20 protein-coding genes are annotated in these 24,259 nt (G+C 63.9%); 15 read left to right on the top strand and 5 right to left on the bottom strand.

The window, feature by feature from the left end; all coding sequences use genetic code 11:
- The first annotated feature begins 39 nt into the window (after window positions 1-39).
- The 7 genes from ACTJJX_RS09890 (at window position 40) to ACTJJX_RS09860 (ending at window position 10,865) form a co-directional block, all read left to right on the top strand.
- On the top strand, window positions 40-2,745 hold the full coding sequence (locus ACTJJX_RS09890) for a LuxR C-terminal-related transcriptional regulator (protein WP_016851756.1): 2,706 nt from the start codon (window positions 40-42) through the stop codon (window positions 2,743-2,745).
- A gap of 2 nt (window positions 2,746-2,747) precedes the next feature.
- On the top strand, window positions 2,748-5,471 hold the full coding sequence (locus tag ACTJJX_RS09885; protein ID WP_003087788.1) for a LuxR C-terminal-related transcriptional regulator: 2,724 nt from the start codon (window positions 2,748-2,750) through the stop codon (window positions 5,469-5,471).
- Window positions 5,472-5,702: 231 nt separating this feature from the next.
- Window positions 5,703-6,140 carry a DUF6160 family protein gene (locus ACTJJX_RS09880; protein WP_003098074.1) on the top strand — a complete coding sequence of 146 codons (438 nt, stop codon included), beginning with the start codon at window positions 5,703-5,705 and terminating at the stop codon, window positions 6,138-6,140.
- Between the two features lie 78 nt (window positions 6,141-6,218).
- The gene (locus ACTJJX_RS09875; RefSeq protein WP_003098072.1) at window positions 6,219-6,980 is read left to right on the top strand and encodes a C39 family peptidase; all 762 of its coding nucleotides are present in this window, start codon (window positions 6,219-6,221) and stop codon (window positions 6,978-6,980) included.
- A gap of 40 nt (window positions 6,981-7,020) precedes the next feature.
- Window positions 7,021-8,046: a transporter gene (locus ACTJJX_RS09870; RefSeq protein WP_003120313.1), complete on the top strand. Its 1,026-nt coding sequence runs from the start codon at window positions 7,021-7,023 to the stop codon at window positions 8,044-8,046.
- Window positions 8,047-8,065: 19 nt separating this feature from the next.
- On the top strand, window positions 8,066-9,664 hold the full coding sequence (locus ACTJJX_RS09865; RefSeq protein WP_003098070.1) for an outer membrane protein transport protein: 1,599 nt from the start codon (window positions 8,066-8,068) through the stop codon (window positions 9,662-9,664).
- A 13-nt stretch (window positions 9,665-9,677) separates the two neighbouring features.
- Window positions 9,678-10,865, top strand: a complete 1,188-nt coding sequence (locus ACTJJX_RS09860) for a MalM family protein (RefSeq protein ID WP_016851755.1) — start codon at window positions 9,678-9,680, stop codon at window positions 10,863-10,865.
- Window positions 10,866-10,921: 56 nt separating this feature from the next.
- Here the strand turns inward: ACTJJX_RS09860 and ACTJJX_RS09855 are convergent, their stop codons facing one another.
- From ACTJJX_RS09855 to ppsR, 4 genes are all read right to left on the bottom strand, one after another.
- Complete coding sequence (locus ACTJJX_RS09855) at window positions 10,922-11,905, bottom strand: alpha-L-glutamate ligase-like protein (protein ID WP_003087807.1); 984 nt, start codon at window positions 11,903-11,905, stop codon at window positions 10,922-10,924.
- A 3-nt stretch (window positions 11,906-11,908) separates the two neighbouring features.
- Window positions 11,909-13,435 (bottom strand): osmotic stress tolerance membrane protein RloB, encoded by a 1,527-nt coding sequence (gene rloB, locus ACTJJX_RS09850; RefSeq protein ID WP_003087809.1) that lies wholly within the window; start codon window positions 13,433-13,435, stop codon window positions 11,909-11,911.
- Between the two features lie 5 nt (window positions 13,436-13,440).
- Window positions 13,441-13,980, bottom strand: coding sequence for a retropepsin-like aspartic peptidase RloA (gene rloA, locus ACTJJX_RS09845; RefSeq protein WP_003087811.1), 540 nt, complete (start codon window positions 13,978-13,980; stop codon window positions 13,441-13,443).
- 290 nt (window positions 13,981-14,270) lie between these two features.
- Entirely contained in the window at window positions 14,271-15,089 is an 819-nt protein-coding gene (ppsR, locus tag ACTJJX_RS09840; protein ID WP_003087813.1) for a posphoenolpyruvate synthetase regulatory kinase/phosphorylase PpsR, read from the bottom strand.
- 171 nt (window positions 15,090-15,260) lie between these two features.
- Here ppsR and ppsA point away from each other — a divergent pair, with 171 nt between their 5' ends.
- From ppsA to oprF, 8 genes are all read left to right on the top strand, one after another.
- On the top strand, window positions 15,261-17,636 hold the full coding sequence (ppsA, locus tag ACTJJX_RS09835) for a phosphoenolpyruvate synthase (protein WP_003098065.1): 2,376 nt from the start codon (window positions 15,261-15,263) through the stop codon (window positions 17,634-17,636).
- Between the two features lie 69 nt (window positions 17,637-17,705).
- Entirely contained in the window at window positions 17,706-18,716 is a 1,011-nt protein-coding gene (locus ACTJJX_RS09830; protein ID WP_003113577.1) for an alpha/beta fold hydrolase, read from the top strand.
- Between the two features lie 106 nt (window positions 18,717-18,822).
- Entirely contained in the window at window positions 18,823-19,311 is a 489-nt protein-coding gene (rraA, locus tag ACTJJX_RS09825) for a ribonuclease E activity regulator RraA (protein WP_003087823.1), read from the top strand.
- A 187-nt stretch (window positions 19,312-19,498) separates the two neighbouring features.
- A complete protein-coding gene (locus ACTJJX_RS09820) occupies window positions 19,499-20,497 on the top strand; it encodes a zinc transporter ZntB (RefSeq protein ID WP_003098062.1) in 999 nt (332 codons plus the stop codon).
- 48 nt (window positions 20,498-20,545) lie between these two features.
- Window positions 20,546-20,800 carry a hypothetical protein gene (locus ACTJJX_RS09815; protein ID WP_003120308.1) on the top strand — a complete coding sequence of 85 codons (255 nt, stop codon included), beginning with the start codon at window positions 20,546-20,548 and terminating at the stop codon, window positions 20,798-20,800.
- Between the two features lie 2 nt (window positions 20,801-20,802).
- Window positions 20,803-21,627, top strand: coding sequence for a mechanosensitive ion channel family protein (locus tag ACTJJX_RS09810; RefSeq protein WP_003087830.1), 825 nt, complete (start codon window positions 20,803-20,805; stop codon window positions 21,625-21,627).
- A gap of 71 nt (window positions 21,628-21,698) precedes the next feature.
- Window positions 21,699-22,289, top strand: coding sequence for an RNA polymerase sigma factor SigX (gene sigX, locus ACTJJX_RS09805; RefSeq protein ID WP_003098059.1), 591 nt, complete (start codon window positions 21,699-21,701; stop codon window positions 22,287-22,289).
- Between the two features lie 108 nt (window positions 22,290-22,397).
- Complete coding sequence (oprF, locus tag ACTJJX_RS09800; protein ID WP_003087843.1) at window positions 22,398-23,450, top strand: outer membrane porin OprF; 1,053 nt, start codon at window positions 22,398-22,400, stop codon at window positions 23,448-23,450.
- Window positions 23,451-23,518: 68 nt separating this feature from the next.
- On the opposite strand, the gene cobA is transcribed toward oprF, so the two are convergent.
- Window positions 23,519-24,256 (bottom strand): uroporphyrinogen-III C-methyltransferase, encoded by a 738-nt coding sequence (gene cobA, locus ACTJJX_RS09795; RefSeq protein ID WP_003087845.1) that lies wholly within the window; start codon window positions 24,254-24,256, stop codon window positions 23,519-23,521.
- Window positions 24,257-24,259 lie beyond the last annotated feature (3 nt).

The following is a 24,259-nucleotide window of genomic DNA, read 5'->3' as shown; positions in this document are numbered from 1 at the left end:
GCTCCGTACCACAATGATAATGACACAGGGATACAGGCCGTGGATGCAGTACAGGATCCAGCAGCCGGCAGCCTTTCGCGCTCCAGAATAGTGCCGCCTCAGGTGCCAGCCGAATATTCTCTTCGCCCCGCGATCCGCAACCTGCTGGATCGCAATCCCCATTCACGCGTTCTGATGTTTTCCGCACCTGCCGGCTTCGGCAAGACCTGCGCGCTCGCCGCCCTGGCCAGGGAGCGCACTGTAGCAGACCAGGCGGTGGCCTGGCTGTCGCTGGCCGAAGAAGACGACGACCCCGCCCGTTTCTGCCGGCAGCTCATCGAGGCGCTGGGCGAAGCCGTGCCGCAGCTTGGCGACGACGCCCAGACCTACCTGCAGAACACCATGCGGGTCCCGGTGGTGGCGGTGATCGAAAGCCTGCTCGGCGATCTCGATCGCTATGCGCGGCCGTTGCTGCTGGTGCTGGACGACCTGCACCTGGTTAGCAACCCGGACATCTTCACCGGCCTCAACCGCCTGGTGCAGTACGCACCGCCCGGGCTGGTCCTGGCCCTGGGCACGCGTTCGCAGCCGGCGCTGAGCCTGGCTACCTGGCGGGCCAAGGGACTGTTGCTGGAAATCGGCCTCGAGGAGCTGCGCCTCGGCTTCGAGGAAACCCGCGAATACCTCGAGCGCAGCGGTCTCTATCTGGACGAGCCCTGCCTGAAGGCGCTCTATGGCCAGACCGAAGGCTGGGTGGTGGGCGTGCATCTCGTCAGCCTGTGGCTGCGCCAGCAACCGCAGGTGCAGGAAATGGCCCTGCTCGACGGCGACAAGCAGGCGGTCAGCGCCTATCTGCTGGCGGCGGTCTTCGAACGCTTGCCTGGCGACCTGCAGGAAGCGCTGCTGGCCCTTGGCGTTGCCAGCCAATTGAGCGGCGACCTGGCCAACGCCCTGACCGGGCGCCAGGACGGCCAGGCGCTGCTGGAGCGCCTGGAGTCCATGCAATTGTTCCTCCTGCCGCTGGATCGCGAACGCCAGTGGTATCGCTTCCACCTGCTGTTCGCCGACTTCCTCCGCAACCGCCTGCGCGACTCCGATCCGGACCGTTTCAAGCAACTGCATTTCAACGCCAGCCTGTGGTTCACCAACCACCACATGCCGACGTTCGCCATCGAGCATGCCTGTGCGGCGGAAGACCCGGAGATGATCGCCGCGCTGGTCGACGGATGCGGACTGGAGCTGATCAACCGCGGCCAGCTCAGCCTGATCTACCGTTGGCGCAAGCATGTGCCGGACGAAATCGCCGAGCGCTATCCGATCCTGGTCCTTACCGATGTCTGGTCGCGGGCCAGCGACCTCAGCCTGGGCGAGGCCAACCGGATCATCGACGAACTGCTGGCGCGCTGGGGGGAGAGCCGCGGCGATGGGCCGATGGGCGACCAGTACCTCTCCGCGCTGGCGGTGAAGGCGGTGGTGGCGTTGCAGAAGGACGATCTGGAACTGTGCATCGCCCTGGCTCGCCGGGTCGAGGTCCAGCTCGGGCAGAACGCTGCCTTCCTCGAAGTGGCGGTGTTGATCACCGCCGCGCTGGCCCAGGTGGTCCGTGGCCAGGGCGACCAGGCGCGGCGCCTGCTGGGACTGGCGCAGCAGCGCAATCATTTCCTCGAAGGGCGCTACCTGGACATGCAACTGGCCAACGTCGAGGTGATCCTCGCACTCGAGCAGGGCCAGGTGAAGCAGGCGCAACTGCTCATCGAGCGGCTCCGCCAGCGTGCCCGGCCGCTGTTCGAGAAGTCCAGGAGCGCGCTGGCGCTGCCGACCATCACCGAGGCCCTGACCGCCTACTACAGGATCGAGCTGGACGGGCTGGAAGAGCGCCTGGGCTGGGCGCTCGGGCATGTGGATGTGATCAATCCGATCGATTTCTATGCCCAGGGGCAGATCTGCCTGGCGCGCACCCAGCGCTTGCTGGGACGGCCGAAGGAGGCGCTGGCCAGCCTGGCGACGATGCAGGCCCTGGCCTCGCGCAATCAGTCGTGGCGCTTCTTCGCCCAGGCCATGGCCGAAGAGATCAACCTGATCCTCCAGGACAGCGGCCCCGACCGCCTGAAGCGCGCCGAGCAGCGGTTGAAGAGCGTGGACTGGAACAAGATGGCGGCACACTACCGCAACATGGCCTTCAACCCGGTCAACTGGTCGCTGGGCGTGAGCCGCGTGCGCCTGTTGCAGGGGCGAGGACATTTCAGCGAGGCGCTGCACGAGATCACTCAGTTGCGCGGCACCTTGCAGCCCGGCTGGCACGGCCTGCAGCGCCTGCGCCTGGATATCCTGGCGGCGCTCAGCTATCAGCGCCTGGGCTACCAGGAACGGGCCAACAGCCTGCTCGGCGAATGCCTGATTAATGCCGAACGGGAAGGGGTGCGCAGCCTCTTCATCGAGGAAGGCGACGGTATTCGCCAGTTGCTCCAGCAACTCGAATCCACCGAGCGCCAGCCGGCGCTACAGACCTTCATTCGCGGCCTGCTCGGCATCTGGCCCGGGCAGGGCGTGCGCAAGCCCCAGGATGCGCTCGAGGAAGGCCTGACGGAGCGCGAGCGCGAAGTGGTCTGCCTGGCCGCACAGGGCCTATCCAACGAAGAAATCGGCCAGCGCCTGTCGCTGGCCCTGGGGACCGTCAAATGGCATCTGCACAACATCTACGAAAAGCTCAAGGTGCGCAATCGCACCCAGGCGATCCGGCGAGCCCGCGAGCTGAGCCTGCTCTGACCATGGGCCATCGCGACGGGGTTCCCGCCAGCACCATCCCGCTGTTGCAGACCAAGCTGTTCCCGCCAGGCGCCGGAGGGCTGCCGCTGCTGCCCCGCCAGGCGCTGATCGACCGCCTGTACGAGGCCCGCGGGCGACGCGCGATGGTGCTCAGCGCGCCGGCCGGCTTCGGCAAGAGCACCATCCTCTGCCAGTTGCGCCTGCGCCTGCTGGAGCAGGGCGCGGCGGTGGCATGGTTGTCCTGCGACGAGACCGACAGCGAACCGCAGCGTCTGATCCAGTACCTGCTGGCGAGCATCCAGCGAGTGGTCCCGGCATTCGGCGGCAATACCGCCAATCTGCTCGGCACCGACGTCGCGGTGCCGCTGGAGGGCATCCTGGATGCCTTCCTCGCCGACCTGCGTCGCCTGGAAGGCCCCTTGTACCTGTTCCTCGACGATTTCCACCGCATCCGCCACGCCGCCTTGCCGCATGGGGTTCGCTACCTGATCGAGAACCTGCCCGATCACGTGCGGGTGGTGGCCTCGACCCGCTTCCGCCCGCGCTTCCTGGTCGACGAACCGACCCTCAAGCCCTGGACCTTCTGCCTGAGCGCGGAAGACCTGCGACTTTCGCGCGAGGAGAGCGATGCGTTTCTCCTCGACCTCAAGGGGCTGGAGCTGGGCGAGCGCGAGCTGAAGCTGCTGTTCAAGCGCACCGAAGGCTGGATCACGGCGTTGCACCTGGCGGCCCTGGCCCTCAGTCGCAATACCGACCGGGAAGGTTTCCTCCGCGGGCTCTCCGGGACCGAACGGAACATCGCCGACTACCTGGCGGAAGACGTGCTGGCCAGCCTGCCCGCCGACCTGCAGCTGTTCCTCGACCAGACCTCGGTGCTCGATGAGTTCAATGCGGAACTGTGCAATGCGCTGACCGGGCGTCGCGACGGCCTGGACATGCTCATGCGCCTGCAGAACGAGCAGTTGTTCGTCATCGCCCTGGACGACCAGCGCGAATGGTTCCGCTACCACCATCTGTTCGCCGAGTTCCTCCAGGGGCGGCTGTCCCGGCATGCCGATCCGACCCCGTTGCTGCATGCGGCGGCGCGCTGGTGTGAGGGGCGCGACCTGGCCGACCGGGCGATCAAGTACGCCCTTCGCGCCCGCGACTACCTGTTCGCCGCCGAGTTGCTGGAGCGCCAGGGCGCGCGCCTGATCGCCGGTAACCGGGTGTACGGCATCCTCGGCATGCTCAACGGCATTCCCGCCGAGGTGATCCGCGAGCATCCGGTGTTCCAGATCTTCTACGCCTGGCAACTGGCGTTCGAGCAACGCTTCGCCGAGGCCGAGGCGTTGATCGAGGAGGTCAGCCACCGTCTCTTGCAGGGGCGCGGCAAGGTCATGCACTTCGGGCTCGGCGAGTTGCTCGCCGCCGCCCAGGTGCTCAAGGCCCTGGTGTTGCTCTACCAGGACAAGCTCGAAGCCTGCCTGAAGGTCGCCCGTCACTGGCTGTCCATGGTCCCGAGCAACCAGCCGGTGTTCCGCGCCAGCCTGCTCTGCGTGCAGGCTTCGGCGCATGCGCTGCTCGGCGACTACGCCGAGGCCGCCGGCGCCATCGGTTCCGCGCGGGAGGACCTGAAAGTCGCCGACAGCGAGTACCTGCAGGTGGTGACCAGCCTGATCGAATCCCTGATCTGCAAGGAGAGTGGCGACCTGGAGCGGGGCAGGGCGATCGCCGAGTCGGCGCGCAACCGGGTCGAGCAGGTATTCGGCCGGCGCAGCCGGGTCGGCGGACCCTTGTCGCTGGCCTATGCCGACCTGCTCTACGAGCAGGACCGGCATGCCGGCGTGCTCGCCGAACTACCGCTGGCGACGGTCTGGCGGGATGTCGCGACGCCGGTGGAACTGCTCAGTCGCGGCCAGTTGGTCATGGCCAAGGCGCGCTTCTTCTCCGGCGCCGCCGAGCAGGGGCTGGCGCAACTCGACGAATGGCTGAGCGGTCTGCTCTCGCCCGGCTACGAGCGTGTCTATGCTCACGCCATGAGCTGCAAGGTGCAGTTCCTGCTGTGGCTGCGCCGTCCGAACGAAGCCGAACGGGTCTGCCTGCAACTGGAGCGGCATCTTGCCGGGCTCTCCGGCGAGCGGCATGCCGACGCACAGACCGCCCTGGTCCTGGCGGAGGCTCGGCTGGCATTGTCCGAGCGTCACGCGGAACGCGCGCAGAGCAAGCTGGAAAGCTGTCTGGCCGGCTACTCTTCCGCTTACCAGAGGGATCGGCGGCTGCGTTTGTCCTTGTTACTTTCTGTGGCGTATTGGCAGAAAGGTAACAGCGAAAAAGCCATCGGCCTGTTCCTCGCCACGCTCGAGGAAGCCTGGAATCTCGGCTACCGCCGGCTGTTCCAGGACGACGCGTTGTGGCTGTTGCCGATGTGGGAAAGCTGGAGGGAAGCGGAACCCAAGCGTGCCGCGGCCTGGCAGGGGCTGGCCGACCTGCTCCGCGAGCAGTGCCGGAAGCTCTCCGTGGACCCGGAAAGTTTCGATGAAAATCAGGATGTTAGCCATCGCGAACGGGAAATCCTGCGGCTGGTGGCGGCGGGCTTGTCGAACCGCGATATCGCGCAGGCGGTGCACCTGTCGGAAGCTACCATCAAGTGGCACCTGCACAACCTGTTCGCCAAGCTGGGTGTGAAGAGCAGAACGCAGGCCGTACTAAAGGGTAAAAGCCTGGGACTGCTGAGCGAGGCGTGAGCGGCAGCCGCCATCGCTCCATCCCTTGGATGGGCTGGCGGCGGAAGGGGTGGCCCAGTAGCTTGGAATCCAGGACGAGAGAGCATGAGGCTCTACCGAATCCATGTCCGGGACACCTAGGGAAGCAGTACCGGACCTGGAGACCGGCGAGATGCCGGTCGATCTGCCGGGGACAGGATGCAAACGGCAGTGCCCTGGGGCAAACCACACCTGAACACTGGAGAAATAACAATGAAAAAGCACCTGTTCCTTGCAACTGCTGTTCTGGCTGCTCCCTTGCTGGCGCATGCCGACCTGAAAGCCATGGACGATGGCGCGCTGTCCGACGTGACCGGCCAGGCAGGCATCAGCATTTCCGGTACTTTCCAGGGCTCCGTCGGGGCCGTGACCTACACCGATACCGACACCAACGGCGGCTCCCTGCGGCTGGAGAACATCAGCCTGCCGGCGCTGACCATCGACGATACCAAGCCGCTGACCATCGACGTCGTCACCACCGATATCGGCGGCAAGTCGACCCAGCAACTGGCCATCGGCCTGCCGGCCATCACCGGCGACGTGACCGTTGGCGCCATCAAGGTGGGCGACACCAGCGCCGCCAGCATCGGCTCGCTGACCGTCTCCGGGCTGAACATGGCCGGTTCCACCATCAAGGTCTGGGGTCACTGATCCAGGAACCGAGTCGAGACGCGAAGACCTCGCCGAGGCATCGGCGGGGTCTTTCTCCGAAAGAGGTACGACGGGGCGATGTTCGAGATTTTGCTGGGAAGTCTGATCGGGCTGTTCGGGTTCACCCAGACGGTCGATACCAAGCCGCAACCGCAGGGCACGGTCAACCTCAGCCAGCCTCTGACCCCCAATGGACCCTACCGCGAATCGGTGCAGCTGGAGCCGATGAGCCAGTTGCAGTTCCGCAACGTCATCCGCCAGGCCTATGACTACAGCTGCGGCTCGGCGGCGCTTACCACGCTGCTGGACTACTACCTCGGGCGCAACCTCGAGGAACGCCAGGTCATGGAAGGGCTGCTGCGCTATGGCGAGGCCGATAAGATCGTGCAGCGCCGCGGTTTCTCGCTGCTCGACATGAAGCGCTACGCCGCTGCGCTGGGCTACAAGAGCGGTGGTTTTCGCGCCGAGTTCAGCGACCTGGACGCTCTCGAGCATCCGGCGCTGGTCCCCATCCACTATGCCGGCTTCAAGCATTTCGTGGTGGTGCGCGATGTCTACAACGATCACGTCTTCGTCGCCGATCCGGCCTTGGGCAACATCAGCTTCACCCGGACGCGCTTCGAGGAAATCTGGGACCAGAACGTCCTGTTCGTGATCTTCCCGAGTGGGCAGGAGCCCCGCAACGCGCTGGCGCTGAACGATCGCGACATGCGCCTGGTGGACGACCGCACCGTCAGCCTGCTGGCGTTCCGCGAGTTTCCGCAGATCAACAAGATCACTGAAAACCAGGTCCGTGAGCTGGGCACTGGTGGCGACGTCATACACCTGCGCACCAAGTAGCAGATACCCAAAAACAAGAACAATCTCTGGGGATAGCGCCATGAGAATCAGGGGGTACACATGCGCGGCGGCGCTGATGCTGTCTATCAGCGGTTTGTCCGTTGCCGAGGAAGCCTCGGTCGACCAGGCCCGTGACGCGCTGGCCAAGAAGAATGACGATGCCGACAGCGCCAAGGCGCTGGAGGAGGTCTTCCAGGCCGCCGAGAAGAGCTACACCTTGCTGAAGAAGGGCGAGCGGACCCTGACCTACGGTTTCGACTACGCGCTGGTGCGCGACCAGCGGCTGACCCTGGTGCCGCTGACCAAGACCAGCGGCGGCACGCAGATCTACGGCCTCGCCGGCCGGCAGAGCCAGTCCCAGCACACCTTCACCAACTCCTTCACCTTCGACTACGGGATCTGGGACAACCTCACCTTCAGTTTCCGCCTGCCGCTGGTAGCCAAGTACGACACCGAGATGGATACCCACGCCTACAGCCTCGGCGACGTTTCCGCGACCTTGCGCTGGCAGCCCTGGGCGGCGGTGCGCGGGCGGCCGGTCACCACGCTGTATACCACCATCGGCCTGCCGACCGGCGACAGTCCCTACAAGACCAACCTGGACAAGGACATCTCCACCGGCAACGGCTACTACAGCCTGGGCTTCGGCGCGAACATGTCCTATGTGATCGACCCGGTGGTCCTCTACGGCTCGCTCGGCTACACCTGGAACCTGCCGGTGGACGACGTGCACCAGACCCTGGCCGACAACTCCCAGCTGGAGAAGGTCTCGCCCGGCAACACGATCAACTTCAACATGGGCATGGCCTACGCGCTGTCCTACGACGTCTCGCTGGCGACTTCGTACCAGATGGCCTACACGCTGAAGAACCGCTACCACACCACTGCCGGTACGTTCGAGTCGTCCGAACAGACCAGTAGCATCATGAACTTCTCGCTCGGCTTGCGGACGTCACCGGACTACATCGTCAACGTCAACGCCGGTTTCGGCCTCACGGAAGACTCGCCGGATGTACTGCTGGGGTTATCCGTACCCCTCGATATCAAAGGGCTGAAGGCCCAGTAACCCGCGAGCGAGGCCTGTTATGAAGATGCGCATTGCGCCGCTCTGGCTGGCGCTGGCAGGGGTGTGCCTGGCCTGGATTCCGCCGGCCGGCGCGCAGATGGCCAACGACCTGACCATCGGCAACCCGAAAGCCATGGCCCTCGGCAACGCCGTGACCGCCGACGAGACCGGCATCGATTCGGTGCACTACAACCCGGCGGCGCTGACCAGGATGAAGGGCCGCCAGGCGACCGTGAAGCTGCTCACCGGGGTGATGGACATCCGCGCCGGCTTCAAGGCGCCGCCGAACTACGGCGAAGGCACCTTCGGCCTGCGCGACGACCCGGTCGCCAACAGCCACAGCCGGACCCTGACCCCGACCATGTACCTGCCCGGTCTCGGCGGCATGACCGACGTGCCGTTGCTGGTGGCGCCGCTGGCCGGGATCTCGATCAACCCGCCGGGCTCCAAGTTCACCTTCGCCACCAACGTCTACACCCCGCAAGCGCTGGGCTACAGCCGCGATTCCGATAGCGATCCGGCGCGCTACCAGGGACGCGAGGTGTCGTTGCAGCGGCTCACCTACTTCTCGCCGACCCTGGCCTACCAGGTCAACGACGAGCTGTCGGTCGGCCTGTCGGTGGGTTTCTCCCACCAGGCAGTAGCGTTGAACGAGGATTTCCGGGCGCCGAACCAGTTGCTCGGGCTGTTGCAGCAGACCAAGGAGATCGGTTGCCTGCCGGGAATGCAGGAGATCCTCGAGGTGTTCTTCAACGTCTGCGGCGGCAACATCGGCCCGTTCCAGAACCTGGCCAATATCGACCTGGACATGCAGCAGTCGCTGTCGCCCAGCTTCAACCTCGGCGTGCTCTGGGAGCCCACCGACTGGTTCGCCTGGGGCGCGACCTATCAGAGCGAGTCGCGGATGAGGCTCAAGGGCAAGTACCGGGTCGACTACGGCCAGGGCTGGCAGGGTTTCTGGACCGGGGTGCACAAGTCGCTCGGCGGTGCGATCCTCGGCCAGATGTTCCCTTACGGGAACGTCGATGAAGAGCATGGCAACGCCACGATGAACATGGTCTATCCGGATGCCTTCTCCACCGGCGTGAAGCTGCGCCCGTTCAAGAAGTGGCAATTCAACTTCGACCTGAAATGGAACGGCTACAGCGACTGGAACGAGTTCAAGATCGAGTTCGACCGCGAGCTTGACCTGCTGCGCATCGCCAAGTACCTCGACTCGAAGGACGCCACCAGCCACAGCATCACCCTCGACCGCGGCTACCGCGATACCTGGAGCTGGGCCATGGGCGTGCAGTACGACGTCAACGACCGTTTGCAGCTGCGCGCCGGCTACGAATACCGGCCTTCGGCGATCCCCAAGGGCCAGGCGGACATCCTGGTGCCGATCGGCGATGCCAATCTCTACGGCCTGGGGCTGGGCTACCAGTGGGACAAGGACACGGTGATCGATGTCGGTTTCAACTACTTCGTCACCAAGCAGAGCGTCAAGGCCGATACCAGCTGCAACCTGAACTGCACCGGGCTCGACAACCTGGTGTACAACCCCTACGCGGGACTGGACGTGGACACCACGGTGAAGGCCTATATTTTCGCCATGACCTACCGTACGACCTTCTGAGGGCTGGAGCATGATGCGCGCATCCATCGTACTTTGCGTCTTCTCCCTGGCGCTGCCGGCATCTTCGCCGGGCTGGGCCTCCGGCGGGCGCTACCTGACCTGGGTGGACGACAATGGCGGGGTGCACAACACCTTCGTCGACGGCCAGTTCGACCGCCAGCAGCGCCAGGCGCGGCAGCGCATCGGCCAGAGCGACCAGGCGCGGGTGCTGAACAAGGCGGACAACGCCACGCAGTGGCCGGGGAACAGCAGCGGAGGGGAGAGCAAGCGTCGCTACTACACCTGGATCGATGCCAACGGCAACGTGCAGAACAGCTTCTATGCCGGCGCCCAGGTCGCCGGCCAGCGCGCCGACTACGTCCTGCCCAACGGCGAGCACTCCGCCGAATACATCGATGCCGAGGCCTTCGAGGGCAAGGGTTTCGTTCGCAGCGAGAACGGCAGTCCCTACTACACCTGGGTGGACGAGAAGGGCCGCATGCACAACTCGCAGATCCCGCCCGAGGAGCGCGCGGCGCGCTTCAAGCGGGAGGCCGCACCTTCGTCGCAGATCGCCTTCACCGAGGGCCGGCAGATCGAGTTCAAGCAGCGTCCGGCGGCGTTGCCCGGCCTGGATGGCGCCGGCCAGCAGAGCGATGCGCTGAAGGCTTTGCTCAAGGGCACCGAGATGACCATCGACGATCTCTACCAGGACCTGCAACGGCGCTGCTGCGAGCAGATCGCCGAGAGCGACTTCACCGAACTGGATGCCGACGAACCGCGCTACGAGGAGTTGAACCGCTTCTCGCCGAGCTTCGACTTTCCCATGGGCAGGAGCTTCTACGCGGCGATCCGGCTGCCGCGCTCCCAGGGGGTCTACGGCCTGCGCATCCGCAGTTTCGCCAACCGCCAGGTGGTCTACCCGTCGCTGCTGTTCCTCGACGAGCAGAAGCGTCCGACCCGGCTGGTCAGCGACGCGGTGTACAAGCTGAACCCGGAAACCTGGTATCGCTACGCTTTCATCGAGGGTACGGTGCCGGTGCGAGCCAATCGCGGCGAGCGCTACGTGCTGCTGCTGACTACCGACGAGGACCGCTCGCTGCAAACCCTCGACAACAAGCCGTTCAAGCGTCCGCTGCAGGACCTGGCGGTGAACGAGGCGGGTATGCAGGTGCATGAGCACGCCCGGCAGGGCGGCTTCGAGCTGGCCGTGGTGCGTTGAAATCCGAGACATGAAAAAGCCCGGCCGGAGCCGGGCTTCTTCATACCGGAAGCACGTCAGCCCTGGTGCTGCTGGACGTGGCCGAACAGCTGCTGGGAGAAGCGTACGCGCTCTTCCGCGGACTCTTCGATGCCTTTCGCCTTGAGTTCTTCCAGTCGCGCCTCGACGGCGTGGCAGCGGTGCACCAGGCCGCTGTCGTTGGCGATCTGGATGTTCAGGCCCGGGCGGGCGTTGAGTTCGAGGATCAGCGGGCCTTTCTCCTGGTCGAGAACCATGTCCACGCCGATGTAGCCGAGGCCCGACAACTCGTAGCAACCGGCCGCCAGCTTCATGAAGCCGTCCCAGTTCGGCAGTTGCACGCCGTCCACCGCGTTGGTGGTGTCCGGGTGCTTGGCGATCTTGTTGTTCAGCCAGGTGCCGCGCAGGGTGACACCGGTGGCCAGGTCGACGCCCACGCCGATGGCGCCCTGGTGCAGGTTGGCCTTGCCGCCCGACTGCCGGGTCGGCAGGCGCAGCATGGCCATTACCGGGTAGCCCATCAGTACGATGATGCGGATGTCCGGCACACCTTCGTAGCTGATGCTCTTGAAGATCTGGTCGGGGGTCACCCGGTACTCGATCAGTACGCGGTCGCGATGGCCGCCGAGGGAGTAGAGGCCGGAGAGGATGCTCGAGATGTGGTGCTCGATCTCCTCGTGGCTGACGATCTTCCCCGATACGGTCTTGTAGCGGCCCTCGAAGCGGTCGGCGATCACCATGATGCCGTCGCCGCCGGCGCCCTGCGCCGGCTTGATGACGAAATCGTTGTGCTCGCCGATGATCTCGTTGAGCTTGTCGATGCCTTTCTCGGTCTCGATGATGCCGTACATCTCCGGCACGTGGATGCCGGCCTCGAGCGCGCGTTCCTTGGTGATGATCTTGTCGTCCACCACCGGATACAGGTGCCGCTTGTTGTACTTCAGGACGTAATCGGCATTGCGTCGGTTGATGCCCATCACGCCTTTCGCGGTCAGGTCTTTCCAGGTCTTCCAGATCGACATGGTTCAGTCCTTGAGCAGGGCCTTGAAGCGGAACAGCTCGGTCAGGCGGTAGCCGCGGTAGCGGCCCATGGCGAGCATGAAGGCGACCAGGATCAGCAGCACGGCCGGGAAGGTGAAGATGAAGTACACCAGTTCCGGGATGCGCATGAGGATGTGCGCCAGCGATGCCGCGAACAGGGTGCCGATGGCCACCTTCATCGCATGGCCGCCGCCGCGCTCTTCCCAGGTGATCGACAGGCGTTCGATGGTCATGGTCAGGATCACCATCGGGAACAGGGCGATCGACAGGCCGCTCTCGAAGCCGAGCTTGTGGCTGAACAGGCTGATCACCGCGATCATCACCACCACGAAGGTCAGCACCACCGAGAGGCGCGGCAGCATCTGCAGCTTCAGGTGCTCGAGATAGGAGCGCAGCGACAGGCCCAGGGCGGTGATCACGGTGAACAGGGCGATACCCCATTGCAGGCCGGTCTCGCGGAAGGCCAGGGCGATCAGAACCGGGGTGAAGGTGCCAAGGGTCTGCAGGCCGATCAGGTTGCGCAGGATCAGGATCACCAGCACGCCGATCGGGATCATGATCATGATCTGGAAGGTCTGCTGGGTGGACAGCGGCAGGCCGTACAGGGAGTACTCGAGGAAGGCCGCCTCGGTGTTCTCGTCGGACAGCTTGGCCAGGCGGATGGCGTTCATCTCGCTGCTGTTCAGGCTGAAGCTGACCTGGGCCTTCTTGCCGCCGTCGATGGTCATCAGCGGCTCATCGCCAAGCCACCAGATCAGGCGATCGGAGGGCAGGCCCTGTTCGCCGGTGACCACGTTGAAATACAGCCAGTTCTCGCCGTTGAAGCTGCGCAGCCACAGTTCCGGGCTCTGTTGCAGGTCGGCGACCAGGCGGATGGTATGGACCCGCTCCATCGGCACGTGGGCGATGGACAGCAGGGTTTCGACGATATGCGCTTTCTTTTCCAGGCTGGTGTCGCCGGCCATCAGCAGCTTGACGTTGTCGTCGTTGCCGTTGTTGGCGCGCTTGATGGCTTCGCTGACGAAGGTCTCGACGTCGGCCGAGTGCTGGCGAATGGGGGCCAGCAGGGCTTCTGCGGCGATCTTCTCCGGGCCTTCCAGGGGCAGGCTGTCGCGGAAGATCGGGCCTTTCTCCTTAGTCTTCTCGCCGGTGTAGCGCTTGGTCAGCACCAGGCGGTAGTACAGGGTCTGCTTGCCGTTGGCGCGGCGGGCGGACCAGGTCACCTTGCGATTGCCGTCGGCGCGATTGATGCTGACGCCGTAATTGTTGGAGACGAAGCTTTCGTTGAGGCTGACGTAGTCCTGGCTCAACGGCGGAACGAACATCTGCACCTTGACCGGGGTTTTCGGCGTGGCGACGAAGTCGACCTTGGCATCGATGTTCCAGAGGTCATCGGTTTCGGCTTCGGTAACGGGAATACCCTGGACGAAAATCTGATAGGCGGTGATCGCCACACCCAGGGTCAGCAGGATGGCGATCAGGACTTTCAGATGCAGGTTGAGAGAGCGCATGTCGTTTACTCAGCAGGTTTTGCATCAGGTTTGCAGCCGGGTTTCCCGGCCGAGTATTTCAAGCTCGGATCGACCAGTGCGTCGAATTTCTTCAAGGCCTCCGAGCCGATCAAAAGCGGGTATTGGAATGCACTTCGGTCGGTCAGGTTCACTTCGATGGTGCGAATCGCCTTGCCCATGCAGACCTGCAGCTCGATCACCGGACGGGCGGTATAGGCCTTGCCCTCGTCGGGGTTGAAGTCGCCATGGCGGCGCTTGATCTTGCTGATCCGCGCCAGGGGCTTCTCGATCGGGGTGTCGTCGGCGTTGTCGGTGGCCAGGTAGAAGCGCACCCAGGTTTCGCCGTCGCGCTTGAAACGCTTGATGTCGCGGGCGCTGAGGGAGGCGGTCTTGGCGCCGGTGTCGAGCTTGGCGGCCAGCTGGATGTCCGGGTCGTTGATGCGCGCGTATTCGTTCAGGCCGTAGACCGTCTTTTCGGCGGCTACGCTCAGGCCTGGTACGGCGATGAATAGGCAGAGCAGGGGAGCTAAGGGCTTGAGTTTCATAAGTCCTGGTTGGTGTCGCGTTCGGCGGGTCGATCTTGCGATCGCTGTCCAGTCCGTGACGGAAAACCCTGCGTCATCGACCTGCGCTCGGCAGGCCGGGCATGCCGGGCGCCCCGCCAGGCGCATGCGGGCCGCATTCTATCACGCGGTTTTTCGGCAGCGACAGCCGCTTATACCACTTGGTCGGGGTTTTGCCCCTGGGATGAAACGAAATTCCATCCTGGGGCTCGAAGCGTTACCGGAAGCGGGCAAGGGACCTTGGCGGTGCCGAGCCGCTGGCCCCGGAGCGGTTATTTGAAGCGCCGTTCCACGCCTTTTTCGACGAGGATCTTTGCGGAAATCTCCTCCACCGAGAAATGCGTGGAGTTGATGTAGGCGATGTTTTCGCGGCGGAACAGGCTTTCGACCTCGCGTACCTCGAATTCGCACTGGGCGAAGCTGGCGTAGCGACTGTTGGGCTTGCGCTCGTTGCGAATCGCGGTGAGGCGATCGGGGTCGATGGTCAGGCCGAACAGCTTGTGCTTGTACTGCTTGAGGGCGTTCGGCAGTTGCAGGCGCTCCATGTCCTCTTCCGTCAACGGGTAGTTGGCGGCGCGGATGCCATACTGCAGGGCCATGTACAGGCAGGTGGGCGTCTTGCCGCAGCGCGAGACGCCGACCAGGATCAGGTCGGCCTTGTCGTAGTAGTGGGTGCGGGCGCCGTCGTCGTTGTCGAGGGCGAAGTTCACCGCCTCGATGCGATCCATGTAGTTGGAGTTGTGGCCGATGGAGTGGGACTTGCCGACCGAATAGGACGAGTCGGCCGAAAGCTCCTGTTCCAGAGGCGAAAGAAAGGTGGCGAAGATATCGATCATGAAACCGTTGGATTGCGCCAGGACCGCCCGGATGTCGCGGTTCACGATGGTATCGAAGATGATCGGGCGGGCCCCGTCCGACTCGGCAGCATTATTGATTTGCTGTACCATGGCGCGCGCTTTTTCTTCGGTATCGATGTACGGTCTCGTCAGTTTGACGAAGCTGATGTTCTCGAACTGTGCCAGAAGGCTTTGGCCCAGGGTTTCGGCGGTGATACCGGTGCCGTCCGAGATGAAGAATGCGGTTCGTTTCATTTGCACCGAAAGCCTTAAGGTAGGAACGATTCTTGGCTATGATAGGCCGCGCGTTGTCAGAGGCCTTTCTGTCGCAGCATTGTCACTTATTTCTAAGGGCCAGGCCAGAATCCAGCGGAGCTGCTCCTGGCCCCGCTTGAGCTTTTCCAATTCAATAGTGGAGAGATCACCTTGGTAGAGTACGTAGTTTCCCTCGATAAGCTCGGCGTCCATGATGTAGAGCATGTGGGGGGCAAGAACGCATCCCTCGGCGAGATGATCAGCAACCTGGCCGGTGCCGGCGTTTCCGTACCCGGCGGATTTGCCACCACCGCCCAGGCCTACCGTGACTTCCTCGAGCAGAGTGGCCTCAACGACCGTATCCACGCGGCCCTGGACGCCCTGGACGTCGACGACGTCAACGCCCTGGCCAAGACCGGCGCGCAGATCCGCCAGTGGGTGATGGAAGCCGAGTTCCCGGCCCGTCTCGACAGCGAGATCCGCCAGGCCTTCGCCGCCCTGGCCAACGGCAACGACAACCTCGCCGTGGCAGTGCGTTCCTCCGCTACCGCCGAAGACCTTCCGGACGCCTCGTTCGCCGGCCAGCAGGAAACCTTCCTCAATATCCGCGGCGTGGACAATGTGATCCGCGCAGCAAAAGAGGTCTTTGCCTCCCTGTTCAACGACCGCGCCATCGCCTACCGCGTGCACCAGGGCTTCGATCACAAGCTGGTCGCCTTGTCCGCCGGCGTGCAGCGCATGGTCCGCTCGGAAACCGGCACCGCCGGGGTGATGTTCACCCTGGACACCGAATCCGGCTTCCGCGACGTGGTCTTCATCACCGGTGCCTACGGCCTGGGCGAGACCGTGGTTCAGGGCGCGGTGAACCCCGACGAGTTCTACGTCCACAAGCCGACCCTGGAAGCCGGGCGTCCGGCCATCCTGCGCCGCAACCTGGGTAGCAAGGCGATCAAGATGATCTACGGCGACGAAGCCAAGGCCGGTCGCTCGGTCAAGGTGGTGGACGTCGATCGTGCCGATCGCGCCCGCTTCGCCCTGAGCGACGCCGAGGTCACCGAGCTGGCCAAGCAGGCCATGATCATCGAGAAGCACTATGGCCGCCCGATGGACATCGAATGGGCCAAGGACGGTGACGACGGCAAGCTGTACATCGTCCAGGCACGCCCGGAAACCGTGAAGAGCCGCGCCAGCGCCACGGTCATGGAGCGCTACCTGCTGAAAGAGAAGGGGACCGTCCTGGTGGAAGGGCGTGCCATCGGCCAGCGCATCGGTGCCGGTCCGGTCAAAGTGATCAACGACGTGTCGGAAATGGACAAGGTCCAACCGGGTGACGTCCTGGTCTCCGACATGACCGACCCGGACTGGGAGCCAGTGATGAAGCGCGCCAGCGCCATCGTCACCAACCGCGGCGGGCGCACCTGCCACGCGGCGATCATCGCTCGCGAACTGGGCATCCCGGCGGTGGTCGGTTGCGGCAACGCCACCCAGATCCTGCAGGATGGCCAGGGGGTGACCGTTTCCTGTGCCGAAGGCGATACCGGCTTCATCTTCGAAGGCGAACTCGGTTTCGATGTGCGCAAGAACTCGGTCGACGCCATGCCCGACCTTCCGTTCAAGATCATGATGAACGTCGGCAATCCCGATCGCGCTTTCGATTTCGCCCAGTTGCCGAACGAAGGCGTGGGCCTGGCCCGCCTCGAATTCATCATCAACCGCATGATCGGCGTGCATCCCAAGGCGTTGCTGAACTTCGCCGGCCTGCCGGCGGACATCAAGGAAAGCGTGGAGAAGCGCATCGCCGGCTATCCCGACCCGGTCGGCTTCTACGTCGAGAAGCTGGTGGAGGGCATCAGCACCCTGGCCGCGGCGTTCTGGCCGAAGAAGGTCATCGTGCGCCTGTCCGACTTCAAGTCCAATGAGTACGCCAACCTGATCGGCGGCAAGCTCTACGAGCCGGAAGAAGAGAACCCGATGCTCGGCTTCCGTGGCGCCTCGCGCTACATCAGCGAGTCGTTCCGCGACTGCTTCGAGCTGGAGTGCCGTGCGCTGAAGAAGGTCCGCAACGAAATGGGCCTGACCAACGTCGAGATCATGGTGCCCTTCGTGCGCACCCTGGGCGAGGCGAGCCAGGTGGTCGAGCTGCTGGCCGGGAACGGCCTGAAGCGCGGCGAGAACGGCCTTAAGGTCATCATGATGTGCGAACTGCCGTCGAACGCCCTGCTGGCCGACGAGTTCCTCGAGTTCTTCGATGGCTTCTCCATCGGTTCCAACGACCTGACCCAGCTGACCCTGGGCCTGGATCGCGATTCCGGCATCGTTGCCCACCTGTTTGACGAGCGCAATCCGGCGGTGAAGAAGCTGCTGGCCAACGCCATCGCTGCCTGCAACAAGGCCGGCAAGTACATCGGCATCTGCGGCCAGGGTCCGTCGGACCACCCGGACCTGGCCCGCTGGCTGATGGAGCAGGGCATCGAGAGCGTCTCGCTGAACCCCGACTCGGTGCTGGATACCTGGTTCTTCCTTGCCGAGGGGCAAGACCAGGCCTGATCGGTCCTCGCTGTATCCGGAAAGGGCGGGTAACACCGCCCTTTTTCGTGCCTCCTGTACAAGACAAGCATGCAAAGCAGTAGTCGCCTCTTTCCTGTCGCCCTGGTCAGCGCCGAGTTGCGCGCCGACCTTACCGAAGACATCTACCGCCTGAAGCCCGGCAACAGCCCCGATGCCAGCGTCGAGCTGGTCGTAACCCGGCTTGGACAGCAGGCCGCCGGCGAGCGGCGCGGACCGCCTGTGATCCTCCTGCACGGGAGTTTTTCCAACCGCCGCTTCTGGTACTCGCCGCGTGCGCTCGGACTAGGTCCTTACCTGGCGCGGGCGGGGTTCGATGTCTGGCTGCCGGAAATGCGCGGCCATGGCCTGTCGATTCGCAACGATGGTTACCGGGACAACCGGGTCGCCGACTACGCGCGCTACGACCTGCCGGCGCTGGCCTCCTTCATCCACGAGCAGTGCGGGCAGCCGGCGCACTGGATTGGCCACTCCCTCGGTGGGGTGGTGCTGGCGGCGGGACTGGGCGGGGGCTACCTGGACCAGGCGCGGATCGCTTCCGTGGCGTTGTTCGGTAGCCAGGTCAGCACCGCGCACTGGCTGTTCAGGTTGCCCATGGCAGGCATCCTCGCGCGCCTGCTGCTGCGCCGCGTCGATGCGCTGTCCGGAAGCCGTTGGCGGCAGGGGCCGGAAGACGAGCCGGTCGGCCTGGCGCTGGAGGTCCTGCGTTGGCATGGGCTGTTCGGCCGCTTCGGCGAGCCGGGCAACGACTGGTGGAAGGGGCTCGCCGCAGTCGACGTACCGCTATTGGCGGTCGCCGGGGCTGGGGACCGGCAGGACCCGTCCTGGGCCTGTCGCAAGTTGTTCGAGCAGTTCGCCTCGTCCGAGCGCGAATACCTGTTGCTCGGACACGAGGCTGGCTACGCCGAGGACTACGGGCATATCGAGATGCTGATCGGCAAGGCGGCCCAGCTAGAGGTCTGGCCCTTGGTGGAGCGCTGGCTGCGCCAGCGATCGCCGGCGGGCGACGAATCCGCGTGGAGCGAGGCGCTAGACGTATCGGAAGCCGGAATCAGCGGCTAACATGTGACGCAAATGGCGGCTCCGGTCACGCCGGCGCCGCCGGGGCGGGCGGCCGATGTTCCTCCGGAGCTGCCCGAGCCGATCCCTTCACCCACAGGAGCTTCCCATGCATTACGTCACTCCCGATCTGTGCGATGCCTATCCTGAGCTGGTCCAGGTCGTCGAACCCATGTTCAGCAACTTCGGCGGCCGCGACTCCTTCGGCGGCGAGATCGTCACCATCAAGTGCTTCGAAGACAACTCGTTGGTCAAGGAGCAGGTCGACAAGGACGGCAAGGGCAAGGTCCTGGTCGTCGATGGCGGTGGTTCGCTGCGCCGCGCCCTGCTGGGCGACATGCTGGCCGAGAAAGCGGCGAAGAACGGCTGGGAAGGGATCGTCGTGTATGGCTGCATCCGTGACGTCGACGTGATCGCCCAGACCGACCTTGGCGTCCAGGCCCTGGCCAGTCATCCGCTGAAGACCGACAAGCGCGGCATCGGCGATCTGAACGTCGCCGTGACCTTCGGCGGCGTCACCTTCCGCCCCGGCGAGTTCGTGTATGCCGACAACAACGGCATCATCGTTTCTCCGCAGGCCTTGAAGATGCCCGAATAGGGCTTTTTAACAGCCGTTCCGGCCCCGGTGACGCAGGCAGCGTCCCGGGGCTTTTTGCTGGAATGAACCCGGGGTGCGCATACGGGTCTCAGGACTGGCTTTAAGGTTGTGCCGCAAGTCCATGAATTGACTGGTACCGGACTTGTGTTTTTACTGTCGAAATGGTCGTTTTACCAAGGGAAGCGCAATGCAAGCGTACGAGTCGGGTGACGAGCGCGGCCTGATCTATGGCTACGTCCTCAACGGGCGCGGCGGCGGACGCCGTGTCGGACGCAACCAGATAGCGGTGCTCGACCTGCTGCCGGAGGAAAGTCTTTGGCTGCACTGGGACCGCGGCGTACCGGAGGCACAGGCCTGGCTGCGGGATTCCGCGGGGCTCAGCGAGTTCGCCTGCGATCTGCTGCTGGAGGAGGCGACCCGCCCCCGTTTGCTCGATCTCGGGGCCGAAAGCCTGCTGGTGTTCCTCCGTGGAGTGAACCTGAATCCGGGCGCGGAGCCGGAAGACATGGTTTCGCTGCGGGTATTCGCCGACGCGCGCCGGGTGATCTCGCTGCGCCTGCGGCCGCTGAAGGCGGTGGCCGATCTGCTCGAGGACCTGGAGGCGGGGAAAGGGCCGAAGACAGCATCCGAGGTCGTGTACTACCTCGCGCACTACCTGACCGATCGCGTCGACACGCTGATCAGCGGGATAGCCGACCAGCTCGATGCTGTCGAGGAGCTGGTCGAGGCGGACGAGCGCGCCAGTCCCGACCAGCACCAGTTGCGTACCCTGCGCCGCCGGTCGGCGGGGTTGCGGCGCTACCTGGCGCCGCAGCGGGACATCTACTCGCAACTGGCGCGCTACAAGCTGTCCTGGTTCGTCGAGGACGACGCCGATTACTGGAACGAGCTGAACAACCGGCTGACGCGGAATCTCGAAGAACTCGAGTTGATACGGGAGCGCATCAGCGTCCTGCAGGAAGCCGAGTCGCGGCGAATCACCGAACGGATGAACCGCACCATGTATCTCCTTGGTATAATCACCGGCTTTTTCCTGCCGATGAGCTTCGTCACCGGCCTGCTGGGAATCAATGTCGGCGGCATTCCAGGGGCGGATGCACCGCATGGGTTCTGGCTGGCCTGCCTGCTGATCGGCGGGGTCGCCACCTTCCAGTGGTGGGTATTTCGTCGGCTGCGCTGGCTCTGACGTGACCTGGAGTGAGGAGAGGGCGTCACTCCCTCGTACAGACATGAGGTGCGCATGCACGATCCGTTCGAAGAGTCCCTGCGGGACCTGCTCAAGGCTTCGGCTCCCCAGCCGGACGACGACGCGCGTCTGGGACGGGTGCTGAAGACCGCCAATCGCCAGGTCGGCGCCGGTGACCTGTTCAGCCTCATGGGGCACTGGCTGCAGGCGCTGATGATCGGCATCAACAACGGTTCGCCGCATCTGGCGCCGGTTTCCCGTATTTCCGCGAAAAACGCATCTTCTGCTGACAAGGCTGAGTGAACATGCAATTCGATATCTGGACCCAGAGCTTGCTGACCGCGATGAACACCCTGTGGGGCAAGCTGGCAGGCTTCATCCCCAACCTGCTCGGCGCCCTGGTGGTCGTTCTGCTCGGCTTCGTCATCGCCAAGCTGCTCGATGCGCTGCTTTCCAAGCTGCTGGCCAAGCTGGGCCTGGACCGGCTGATGGGTGGCACCGGCCTGACCAAGCTGCTGGCCCGGGTCGGCATCCAGGTTCCGGTCTCGACGCTGGTCGGCAAGATCGTCTACTGGTTCGTACTGCTCGTCTTCCTCGTATCCGCCGCCGAGTCGCTCGGCCTGCAGCGGGTATCCGCCACGCTGGACGTCCTCGCCCTGTACCTGCCCAAGGTGTTCGGCGCGGCCCTGGTGCTGATCGTCGGCGTGCTCCTGGCGCAACTGGTGAACAGCGTCGTGCGCGGCGCGGCGGACGGCGTCGGCCTCGAATACGCGAACGGCCTGGGGCGGATCGCCCAGTGGCTGGTCATCATCATCAGCATCTCGGTGGCGGTGGGGCAGCTCGAGGTCAAGACCGACCTGCTCAACTACATCATCGCCATCGTCCTGATCACCGTCGGCCTGGCCGCTGCGCTGGCCCTGGGCCTGGGCAGCCGCGAGGTCGCCGGGCAGATCATTGCAGGAATCTACGTCCGCGAGCTGTATCAGGTCGGACAACAGGTGAAAGTGGGTGACGTTGAAGGCACTATTGAAGAGATAGGTACGGTAAAGACCATCCTGCTGACGGAAGAGGGAGAGCTTGTGTCGCTGGCCAACCGTCTACTGCTCGATCAGCGAGTTACCAGCCGCTGATCCGGGAGAGATAATGGACGTGGCTGCTCTGCAGGGCGGCCCGGCTTACGATATGACTGGCCTGATCTCACTTGAATAAGCCTCACCCCCTGTCACAGCGGTATGACCCACGCCAGCTTTCCGATGAAGAGCTGGTCGAGCGTGCGCACTCGGAGCTGTTCCACGTGACGCGCGCCTATGAAGAATTGATGCGGCGTTACCAGCGCACGCTGTTCAACGTCTGTGCCCGCTACCTGGGCAACGACCGCGACGCGGACGACGTGTGCCAGGAGGTGATGCTGAAAGTCTTGTACGGGTTGAAGAACTTTGAGGGCAAGTCGAAGTTCAAAACGTGGCTATATAGCATCACGTACAACGAGTGCATCACGCAGTACCGCAAGGAGCGCCGCAAGCGCCGATTGATGGATGCGCTCAGCCTCGACCCGCTGGAGGAGGCTTCCGAGGAGAAGTCGCCGAAGGTTGAGGAGCGGGGCGGATTGGATCGTTGGCTCGTCCATGTCAATCCGATAGATCGGGAGATTCTGGTTCTTCGCTTCGTCGCGGAACTGGAGTTTCAGGAGATAGCGGATATCATGCACATGGGTCTGAGTGCGACGAAAATGCGCTACAAGCGGGCACTGGACCGCCTGCGCGAAAAGTTTTCAGATGCGACCGAAACATAGTTGGGTAAATATTGTCTCTCTATGCGGGAAGTTCTGATAAACTTGCCACCCAAGTTGTGCGGCTGATTGTTGGACAACTAACTGACCATCAAGATGGGGATTTAACGGATGAAACTGAAGAACACCTTAGGCGTTGTCATCGGCTCGCTGGTTGCCGCTTCGGCAATGAACGCCTTTGCCCAGGGCCAGAACTCGGTAGAGATCGAAGCCTTCGGCAAGCGCTACTTCACCGACAGCGTTCGCAACATGAAGAACGCGGACCTGTACGGCGGCTCGATCGGTTACTTCCTGACCGACGACGTCGAGCTGGCGCTGTCCTACGGTGAGTACCATGACGTTCGTGGCACCTACGAAACCGGCAACAAGAAGGTCCACGGCAACCTGACCTCCCTGGACGCCATCTACCACTTCGGTACCCCGGGCGTAGGTCTGCGTCCGTACGTGTCGGCTGGTCTGGCTCACCAGAACATCACCAACATCAACAGCGACAGCCAAGGCCGTCAGCAGATGACCATGGCCAACATCGGCGCTGGTCTGAAGTACTACTTCACCGAGAACTTCTTCGCCAAGGCCAGCCTCGACGGCCAGTACGGTCTGGAGAAGCGTGACAACGGTCACCAGGGCGAGTGGATGGCTGGCCTGGGCGTCGGCTTCAACTTCGGTGGTTCGAAAGCCGCTCCGGCTCCGGAACCGGTTGCCGACGTTTGCTCCGACTCCGACAACGACGGCGTTTGCGACAACGTCGACAAGTGCCCGGATACCCCGGCCAACGTCACCGTTGACGCCAACGGCTGCCCGGCTGTCGCCGAAGTCGTACGCGTACAGCTGGACGTGAAGTTCGACTTCGACAAGTCCAAGGTCAAAGAGAACAGCTACGCTGACATCAAGAACCTGGCTGACTTCATGAAGCAGTACCCGTCCACTTCCACCACCGTTGAAGGTCACACCGACTCCGTCGGCACCGACGCTTACAACCAGAAGCTGTCCGAGCGTCGTGCCAACGCCGTTCGTGACGTACTGGTCAACGAGTACGGTGTAGAAGGTGGTCGCGTGAACGCTGTTGGTTACGGCGAGTCCCGCCCGGTTGCCGACAACGCCACCGCTGAAGGCCGCGCTATCAACCGTCGCGTTGAAGCCGAAGTAGAAGCTGAAGCCAAGTAATCGGCTGAGCCTCTAAGGAAAAACCCGGCTCAGGCCGGGTTTTTCTTTGCCTGGAAAAAGACCGCTCGTCAGGCGCTCAGGGAAATCGGTTGCGACACGATGTCGCGGGTTACTTCGCCGATCACCAGGATCGCCGGGCTTTTCAAGGCGAAACGTCCGGCGTCCCGCAGTAGCTCGCCGAGGTTGCTGCGGCATTCGCGCTGGTTGCCCAGGGTGGCGTTCTCGATCATCGCCAGCGGCGTATCCTCGGCCATGCCTCCAGCCAGCAGCCCGGCCTGGATCTCTGCGAGACGGGCGACGCCCATGTAGACCACCAGCGTGGTACCGCTGCGTGCCAGGGCTTCCCAGGCCAGTGGGCTGTCGTCCTGGGTATGCGCGGTCACCAGGGTCACGCCACGGCTGATGCCGCGGTAGGTCAGCGGTATGCCGCAGGCAGTGGCGCCAGCCAGCCCGGCGGTGATGCCGTTCACTATCTCGCTGTCTATCCCGTGCCGGGCCAGCCATTCGGCTTCTTCGCCGGCGCGGCCGAAGATGCATGGATCGCCGCCTTTCAGGCGCACCACGCTGCGTCCCTGGCGGGCATGCCGCAGCATCAGGCGCTGGATGAAGTCCTGCGGTGTGGAGCGGCAGCCGCCGCGTTTGCCGACCCGGACCAGCCGGGCGGACGGACAGTGCTCCAGTATGCTCGGGTTGACCAGATCGTCGACCATCACCACATCCGCGTCCTGCAGGGCGCGAACTGCCTTCAGGGTCAACAGTTCCGGATCGCCGGGACCCGCACCCACCAGCCAGACCTTACCGCTCATCGT

The sequence above is a fragment of the Pseudomonas sp. 22490 genome (genome assembly GCF_052044465.1).
Classification (GTDB): Bacteria; Pseudomonadota; Gammaproteobacteria; order Pseudomonadales; family Pseudomonadaceae; genus Pseudomonas; species Pseudomonas aeruginosa.
Note: the sequence above shows the minus strand (reverse complement) of the source record. Positions and strands in the feature narration are given on the sequence as shown.

Bases quoted from the DNA above. Each gene is read 5' to 3' on its own strand.
- ACTJJX_RS09820 (WP_003098062.1), top strand. From the start codon at position 19,499: ATGCAAGCGTACGAGTCGGGTGACGAGCGCGGCCTGATCTATGGCTAC.
- cobA (WP_003087845.1), bottom strand. From the start codon at position 24,256: ATGAGCGGTAAGGTCTGGCTGGTGGGTGCGGGTCCCGGCGATCCGGAA.
- ACTJJX_RS09865 (WP_003098070.1), top strand. From the start codon at position 8,066: ATGAAGATGCGCATTGCGCCGCTCTGGCTGGCGCTGGCAGGGGTGTGC.
- rloB (WP_003087809.1), bottom strand. From the start codon at position 13,435: ATGCGCTCTCTCAACCTGCATCTGAAAGTCCTGATCGCCATCCTGCTG.
- ACTJJX_RS09855 (WP_003087807.1), bottom strand. From the start codon at position 11,905: ATGTCGATCTGGAAGACCTGGAAAGACCTGACCGCGAAAGGCGTGATG.
- ACTJJX_RS09885 (WP_003087788.1), top strand. From the start codon at position 2,748: ATGGGCCATCGCGACGGGGTTCCCGCCAGCACCATCCCGCTGTTGCAG.
- ACTJJX_RS09875 (WP_003098072.1), top strand. From the start codon at position 6,219: ATGTTCGAGATTTTGCTGGGAAGTCTGATCGGGCTGTTCGGGTTCACC.
- oprF (WP_003087843.1), top strand. From the start codon at position 22,398: ATGAAACTGAAGAACACCTTAGGCGTTGTCATCGGCTCGCTGGTTGCC.
- ACTJJX_RS09870 (WP_003120313.1), top strand. From the start codon at position 7,021: ATGAGAATCAGGGGGTACACATGCGCGGCGGCGCTGATGCTGTCTATC.
- ACTJJX_RS09860 (WP_016851755.1), top strand. From the start codon at position 9,678: ATGCGCGCATCCATCGTACTTTGCGTCTTCTCCCTGGCGCTGCCGGCA.
- ACTJJX_RS09880 (WP_003098074.1), top strand. From the start codon at position 5,703: ATGAAAAAGCACCTGTTCCTTGCAACTGCTGTTCTGGCTGCTCCCTTG.
- ACTJJX_RS09830 (WP_003113577.1), top strand. From the start codon at position 17,706: ATGCAAAGCAGTAGTCGCCTCTTTCCTGTCGCCCTGGTCAGCGCCGAG.
- rloA (WP_003087811.1), bottom strand. From the start codon at position 13,980: ATGAAACTCAAGCCCTTAGCTCCCCTGCTCTGCCTATTCATCGCCGTA.
- rraA (WP_003087823.1), top strand. From the start codon at position 18,823: ATGCATTACGTCACTCCCGATCTGTGCGATGCCTATCCTGAGCTGGTC.
- ACTJJX_RS09810 (WP_003087830.1), top strand. From the start codon at position 20,803: ATGCAATTCGATATCTGGACCCAGAGCTTGCTGACCGCGATGAACACC.
- ppsR (WP_003087813.1), bottom strand. From the start codon at position 15,089: ATGAAACGAACCGCATTCTTCATCTCGGACGGCACCGGTATCACCGCC.